The organism is Chromatium okenii, from assembly GCF_016583745.1.
GTDB classification, from domain to species: Bacteria; Pseudomonadota; Gammaproteobacteria; order Chromatiales; family Chromatiaceae; genus Chromatium; species Chromatium okenii.
In genome coordinates this window covers 1-6719 of record NZ_NRRQ01000060.1, presented here as the reverse complement: position 1 = coordinate 6719, position 6719 = coordinate 1, and the positions used below count along the sequence as shown (strand labels likewise).

The window sequence follows — 6719 nt, the reverse complement described above, 5'->3', positions numbered from 1 at the left end:
CCTTTGAAAAAGGGGGGTTGGGGGGATTTGAGATCGGGCAGTTGGGGGGATTTGAGGGGGATTTACGGCTGCGCGTCGCGCTGTTGGTCAACGCCCGCGATCATCATCACGTCACGACCGTTGGCGCGTTGCGCCCGGATATTCGTTTGGAAAACAACTGCTTGCGGGTGGTGCATCACGACGGCATCACGATGGACGTGCTGGCGCACGGCGGCAGCATCGACTTGGATTTGGTGTGGAGCGAAGGGTTTGATCTGCCGCTAGAGCGCGAGCGCGGGTTGGAAGATTTGGATAACCATCTCCAAATCGGGACGGCGCTGTTGACGCTGCAACCAGATACTTGGGTCGGCATCAGCGCCGTCATGTTGCAACCGCTTGATAAAGGCGGCTTGAGTGGTTTTTTACCGCTTGCCCACAGCCTCGCCCGTCACCACGCCCGCGATCAGCACTTGTTGGCGCAGGCTCACGCAGCATGGCCGCTATTCGTCACTGCGCCAGCGTGGATTCAACAATTGCTGCTCGCCGCTGACAGCTTTTTGTTCAGCCGCCCGCTGCCGACTGTGCCCGATGGCGAGTCGGTGATCGCGGGCTATCCTTGGTTTGGCGACTGGGGGCGCGACACGATGATCGCGCTGCCCGGCGTGACGCTGGCAACCGGACGCTTCGCCAGCGCCCGCCGCATCTTGCTGACTTTCGCCCAATTCATCGACGGCGGCATGGTGCCCAATTGTTTCCCCGGCGCAGGTGCCGCACCCGCTTACAACAGCGTCGATGCCGCACTGTGGTATCTCGAAGCATGGCGGGCGTATGTCGAAACCACTGGCGATCTGGCCGCGCTGCGCGAGGTGTTCCCGAAGTTGGCGACGATCATCACCGCTTATCGCTCCGGCACGCGGCACGGCATCGGCATGGATGCGGCAGATGGGTTGATTTGCGCTGGCGCGGCAGGTGAACAATTGACGTGGATGGATGCCAAAGCCGGCGATTGGGTCGTCACGCCACGCGCTGGCAAGCCAGTTGAAATTAACGCGCTGTGGTACAACGCCTTGATTGTTATGCGGGATTTTGCCGCGCAGCTCGGCGCAGACCCAACCGAATATGCCGATCTCGCTGCGCAAGTAGCAACGGGTTTTCAACGCTATCTGCGCCCCGACGGTGGCGGATTATTTGATCTGCTCGACGGCGACGCTGGTGCCGCAGCGTTGGTGCGGCCCAACCAGATTTTTGCCGTCAGCTTGCCCGCTTCACCGCTGACTGCCGCAGCCCAAGCGCAGGTCGTCGCCACTGTCGGAAAAACCTTGCTGACCTCGCACGGGCTGCGTTCGCTGGCACCGCACCACGCCGACTATCACGGCACCTATCGCGGCAACGTGCGGGAGCGCGATGGTGCTTATCATCAGGGCACGGTCTGGGGCTGGCTGCTGGGGCATTACGCGCTCGCGGAATATCGCGTCACCGGCAACGCCGCGCTGGCGCAATCGCGGTTAGAACCGCTGGCAGCACATCTCAACGACGCCGGGCTCGGCAGCATCAGCGAGATTTTCGACGCGGAACCGCCGCATTTGCCACGCGGTGCGCCGCTGCAAGCGTGGTCAGTTGCCTGCACCTTGGAAGCGTGGTGGCGACTCGCTCGTCTCACCGAGAAATCCCGCTAATCGCCCGATCTCAAATCCCCCAACCCCCCTTTTTCAAAGGGGGGCTTTCGATGCGTCCTTTACCTCCACTTTGAAAAAAGGGGGGATTTTGCCCGCCTCCAGCCGCACCGTCCGCGTTGCCAACGGAGCCAAACTCAGCCAATCGTGCGACACAATCACCATCGCTTGCTCCATCGCCGTCAGCAGCGCGATCAACCGCTGCGTCGTCGCCGCATCCAGCCCGGTGGTCGGCTCATCCAACAGCAACACCTGCGGGCGCATCGCCAACACCGTCGCCAATGCCACCAAGCGTTTTTCTCCCGCCGACAGCCGATACGTCACTCGCTCGGCAAACTCTGCCAGCCCCAGCAGCGCCAACGTCTCCAGCGCCACTGCTCGCGCCTGCGCTGGTGATTGCCCCAAATTGAGCGGCCCAAACGCAACATCCTCCAGCACCGTCGGACAAAACAACTGATCGTCAGCGTCCTGAAACACCAGCCCCACCTGCGCCCGCACCGCCTGAAAATCCGCCTCACAACGTCGCTCGCGCCCAAACGCGAAGACTTGACCCGCGCTCGGTCGCACCAAACCCACGAGCAGATGCAGCAACGTCGTTTTGCCGGCTCCGTTCGCGCCAATCAGCGCCACCCGTTCGCCCGCAGCGAGCTGGAAATTGACCTCGCGCAGCACCGCTCGCGCCGGATAATCAAATTGAATCTGCCGCAGCTCCAATAACGGCGTCGTCATCGCAGCCACCAATCGGTCGCCAGCAACCCGCTGAATAGCAACATCAATCCCAGCGCCAGCGCCGTGTCATGGCGCTGCCACTGCCCAGAATCCAGCACATACAAACGCCCGTGAAAACCGCGCAACCGCATTGCCGCCAATAACCGCTGCGAGCGACTCAGGCTGCGCACCAGCAACATGCCCACCAACCAGCCGTAACTGCGCCAAGTGTGACGATTACTGCGCGGCACAAATGCGCGTGCCCGCATCGCCTGTCGCAAGCGGATAAATTCCTGATCTAACAGATAAATTTGCCGAATCGTCAACACCAACAATTGCACCAATTGACTCGGCACACCGAGCCGCGCCAGCGCGTGTCCGAATTGCATCGGCTCCAAACTGCCGACCAGCGCCAACACCATCACGCCGACTGCGTTGGCTTTGAGCCAGATCGTGACCGCCAGCGCCAACCCATTCGGCACCGTCAACGGCAGCGTTATCAATAAAATCAACAAGATGCTTTCCAACGCCAGCAGATTGCGCCATTGCGTCCGGCTGGCGCTGCTCACCAGCAGACCGGCGGCGATGATGGCGGCGGCGCTCAAAGTGACGAAGTGGGTGAGATTGACCGTGACCAGCGCGAAAACTGCGGCGGCGCTCAGGCGCAAACGTGGATCGTGGGCGCTGATCCAACTGGCTTGCGCGGCAAATAACGACGTGAGTTGCTTCACGAGCGGGGCGGATTGCGGTGCCGCCACCACAATAAAATGCCAGTGAAACCAAAGATATAACCAATTCCGCCCAACACATCGCGGAAGCTGGCGCGAGCGGCAGCGGCGGCTAATTCCTCCCGCAGCGGACGAATCTGCCGCGCCACCGCTTGCTCAATGGCGGCGAGCTGCGCGGTCTCAAGCGGCGTTGGCTCAACAAGCCCTTTGGAAACAGTCGGTTGAGAAGATTTGAGATTGGGCAGTTGGGGATTTAGCCCCGCCAATTCCGCTGCCGTCACCAGCCACTGCGCCTGATGACCATCGCCGCTATCAGCAATCACCAGATGATCGCTCGCCGTCTGCGCCCGATAGCGAAAACTGCCATCGGCAGCCGTCGTCAACGTAGCGAGCGGCTGCGCTGCGGCGTCCTGAATCAAGATCGTCGCGCCCGCAGCTTTGGCGCCACCCGCAAAATACGCACTGCCGACAATCTCAACGCCGTCAGCACTGGCAAATACTTGGAGCCGATGCGCCAGCGCCGGAGTGCTGCTGATCGCGCCGAGGCAGATAAGCAATAACAATTTGATTTGATTCACATCAAAGCCCCCCTTTGCAAAAACCACATCTAAAGCCCCCCTTTGAAAAAGGGGGGTTGGGGGGATTTGAGATCGGGCGGTTGGCTGGATTCCAGCAGTTCTGGCGCGACCCGCTGCAAAAATGCCAGCACCGTGCCCGTCATCACCGCCTCCACCAGCGCCAGCGGCAGATAACTGAGCAGCACCAGCCCGGCTGCGGGACGAAAAGCGGCGTTGCTTAAAATCAAACTCAGCGCCACCAGTCCGCCGGTCAACATCACGCCCATCATCCCGGCGCTGGCACCCACCCAAAACACGCGGTGCGGAGCGACTCGGCGCAGCCAAGGCGTCAGCACTCCCGCGCACAGCAACGCTGGCACTGCCATGTTGACCGTGTTGACGCCCAGCGCCAGCACTCCGCCATAACCAAAGAATGCCGTTTGCAGCAGCAACGCGACGAATAATGCCGGAATTGCCGTCCAGCCCAGCAGCAGCCCCATCAAGCCATTGAGCAATAAATGCGCACTGCTCGGCCCGATGGGAATCGTGATTAAGGAGGAGACGAAAAACGCAGCCGCAAAGACTGCCGCTGGTGGTAGGCGCTGGTCATCGAGCTGGCGCAGGGCGATGGTCAACACTCCCGCCGCAATCACGCCGCCGCCGATCAGCACTGGCGCGGATAACACGCCGTCGGGAAGATGAGCCATCGTTTATTTCATGTCCTGCGCGTGAACCCACATCACCGCCCCAGTTTCCACCGGCACCGCCTGTCCGCTCGGATTCGGCAACGGCGCGTCACCTGCGAGCAGCGCGGCAAATCCCCACCAGCCCGCACGCGGCATGGCATAACTGAACACGCCATTGCCATCGGTTTTGATCACTTGAGTCACGAAAGGCGATGACGGCGGCGTCACCGAACCATCGTTGCGCCATTCCACCTCGACCTGCGCAAACGGCACCGGCTGCCCCAGCCGTTTGACGATGCCGGTGAATAAGTTATGCGTCCACAGCCCATACGGGCGCGTCAGCGGCACGATCTCAACCGGCAGCCCAATTTCCGTCTCCCAGCCGGTTTCAGCGCCGAATGCGGAGACCACGACCTTGGTGTAATGCACGATCATCACGCCCTCGCTCGGTTCCCAATAGGGCGCGGGCGCGACAAAAAAGACATAATCACCCGGCTGTTTGACCGCGTAGGGCGCGAAATAGGCGCGTTGCGCAACGCTCGGATCGACAGCGAGGCTGGCGCGTAAATCCTCACGTCCCGCCGGCCCGACCACGCCGAATTGCTCCGGCAGCGCCATATCCATCACCGGGCCGCGTGCCATCGGATGCGTGAAGCGCAACTGCAATTGCAGCGGTTGGGCGCTGGCGGCCGTCACGATGTCCGTCGTGGGGATGAGTTCTTGAAAATGGGCGACGGCGGGAGTGACCGCTGCTGCCAGCACAACGCACAATAGTTGACGGTGATTCATGTGATGCAAAGGCTCATTTTGAGTTGGCGTAGATTCAAGCGTGCGCTTCGCTCCGGCGCAACCTCCAGCATGAGCGATGGTTGCTGGTCACGCCCTAAACCACTGTTGCGAAAATTAGACTGAGCAATCACAGTTAGCGATCTAACAATTTGATTTATTATAAAAAAACTGCCCACTTCTCACGCAGAACTCGATTCGGAAATGACGATGTCTACAGACCTTCCGCCGCTGCGGGTCGCGCAACTGAGTGATCTCCATCTGTTCGCCGCCCCGTCATCCCAACTGCTCGGTATCACCACCCGCACCAGTTTTGAAGCAGTGCTGGCGCTGGCGCTGGAGTCCGCTCCGGCGGCGCTGCTCGTGACCGGCGATCTGGTGCAGGATCATTCAGCCACCGCGTATCAGGCACTGCGCAAGCGCCTCGATGCCAGCGCGGTGCCGTATGACGTGCTGGCGGGCAATCACGATCATCCTGATCTGTGCGCAGCGCATTTTGGCGCTGGCAGCGTGGCGGCGGTGCGCTGGCAACGGCGGGCGGATTGGAATCTCGGGTTGCTGAATTCGCAAGTGTCCGGGCGCAATCGCGGTGGCATCGTGCCCGCGCAGCTCGCAGCAATTGAACAGCGGTTACGCGCCGATGCTGCGCCCACCGTGCTGGCGCTCCATCATCATCCGCTGCCGAGCGGCAGTGCGTGGTTGGATCAATTAGACGCCGAAGGTGGCGCGGAATTGTTGGCGCTGTGTGACGCCTATCCGCAGGTGCGGGCGGTGCTGTTTGGGCACATTCATCAGGAATTCACCCAAGCGCGTGGTCATTATCAACTGCTCGCCGCGCCTGCAACCTGCGTGCAATTTCAACCACATAGCGCCCAATTTGCGGTCGGTCGCCAACAACCGGGCTATCGGGAAGTGCTGCTCCATGCTGACGGGCATCTGACCAGTCGGGTGGTGCGCCTCAGTCGCTATCACGAAGTGCCGCTGGCGCAGAGCACGGGTTATTGAGTTGTTACCGATGCACATCGAAAAAGCACCACCTGAGATTGCCGCCACCACCGCGCCAGCTCGCGGCTGGTCTCGCTCCTGCGTGCTGCTGTGGAGCGGCGTGGTGCTGACGCTGGTGGCGCTGCTTGCTGGCTTGATTCTGCCTTGGCGAGCGCAGATGACTGAATTAGAACAACGTCTTATCAGCAGCACCGATCAATTGCTGCGTTATCAACGCTTGGTGGCAACGCTGCCGCAGCTCAAAGCGGAATTGGCGGCGCTCAACAATAACGATGCGCAGCAGGTGTTTTATTTCCAAGCTGCGACGCCCGCGCTCGCCGGGGCGCAGTTGCAAACGCAGGTGCAGGACATCGTGACGGCGGCGCAAGGTCGGCTGGTGAGCACCCAATTGTTGCCGGCTGAATCGCGCCAAGACCCGCCACAAGTGAAGGTACGTACTCAAATTCAAGGCACCACCGCGACCTTGGTGGACATTTTGCAGCACCTGCAACAGGTGCGCCCGCTGCTGTTTGTGGAACGGCTGTCGGTGCGTTCATCCGCTCGTGCCGATCTCCCACCGCCGCCCGTCGGACGCTCTCCCAATCAAATGCCCCGCTC

Annotated in this window: 8 protein-coding genes; 3 read left to right on the top strand and 5 right to left on the bottom strand. The window is 61.1% G+C overall.

What is annotated here, in order from left to right; all coding sequences use genetic code 11:
- Positions 1 to 1655 (top strand): amylo-alpha-1,6-glucosidase (locus tag CKO12_RS13700; protein WP_200155286.1); only part of this gene is annotated, 1655 nt, incomplete at its 5' end.
- 33 nt (positions 1656 to 1688) lie between these two features.
- Here the strand turns inward: CKO12_RS13700 and CKO12_RS13695 are convergent.
- Genes CKO12_RS13695 through CKO12_RS13675 form a run of 5 tightly spaced genes read right to left on the bottom strand, consistent with a single transcriptional unit; the run spans position 1689 to position 5120 of the window.
- Positions 1689 to 2381 (bottom strand): energy-coupling factor ABC transporter ATP-binding protein, encoded by a 693-nt coding sequence (locus CKO12_RS13695; protein ID WP_200155285.1) that lies wholly within the window; start codon positions 2379 to 2381, stop codon positions 1689 to 1691.
- Positions 2378 to 3118, bottom strand: coding sequence for an energy-coupling factor transporter transmembrane component T family protein (locus CKO12_RS13690; protein WP_338032761.1), 741 nt, complete (start codon positions 3116 to 3118; stop codon positions 2378 to 2380). The genes CKO12_RS13695 and CKO12_RS13690 overlap by 4 nt, the downstream gene beginning before the upstream one ends.
- Positions 3088 to 3666, bottom strand: a complete 579-nt coding sequence (locus CKO12_RS13685; RefSeq protein WP_200155283.1) for a hypothetical protein — start codon at positions 3664 to 3666, stop codon at positions 3088 to 3090. The genes CKO12_RS13690 and CKO12_RS13685 overlap by 31 nt, the downstream gene beginning before the upstream one ends.
- Positions 3667 to 3695: 29 nt before the next feature.
- Positions 3696 to 4352 carry a cobalt transporter CbiM gene (gene cbiM / locus CKO12_RS13680; protein ID WP_200155282.1) on the bottom strand — a complete coding sequence of 219 codons (657 nt, stop codon included), beginning with the start codon at positions 4350 to 4352 and terminating at the stop codon, positions 3696 to 3698.
- A gap of 3 nt (positions 4353 to 4355) precedes the next feature.
- The gene (locus CKO12_RS13675) at positions 4356 to 5120 is read right to left on the bottom strand and encodes a DUF4198 domain-containing protein (protein ID WP_200155281.1); all 765 of its coding nucleotides are present in this window, start codon (positions 5118 to 5120) and stop codon (positions 4356 to 4358) included.
- Between the two features lie 207 nt (positions 5121 to 5327).
- Here CKO12_RS13675 and CKO12_RS13670 point away from each other — a divergent pair, with 207 nt between their 5' ends.
- Together CKO12_RS13670 and gspM are read left to right on the top strand one after the other, a co-directional pair.
- On the top strand, positions 5328 to 6122 hold the full coding sequence (locus CKO12_RS13670) for a metallophosphoesterase (RefSeq protein ID WP_242466351.1): 795 nt from the start codon (positions 5328 to 5330) through the stop codon (positions 6120 to 6122).
- Positions 6123 to 6132: 10 nt separating this feature from the next.
- Positions 6133 to 6719 (top strand): type II secretion system protein GspM (gene gspM / locus CKO12_RS13665; protein WP_200155279.1); only part of this gene is annotated, 587 nt, incomplete at its 3' end.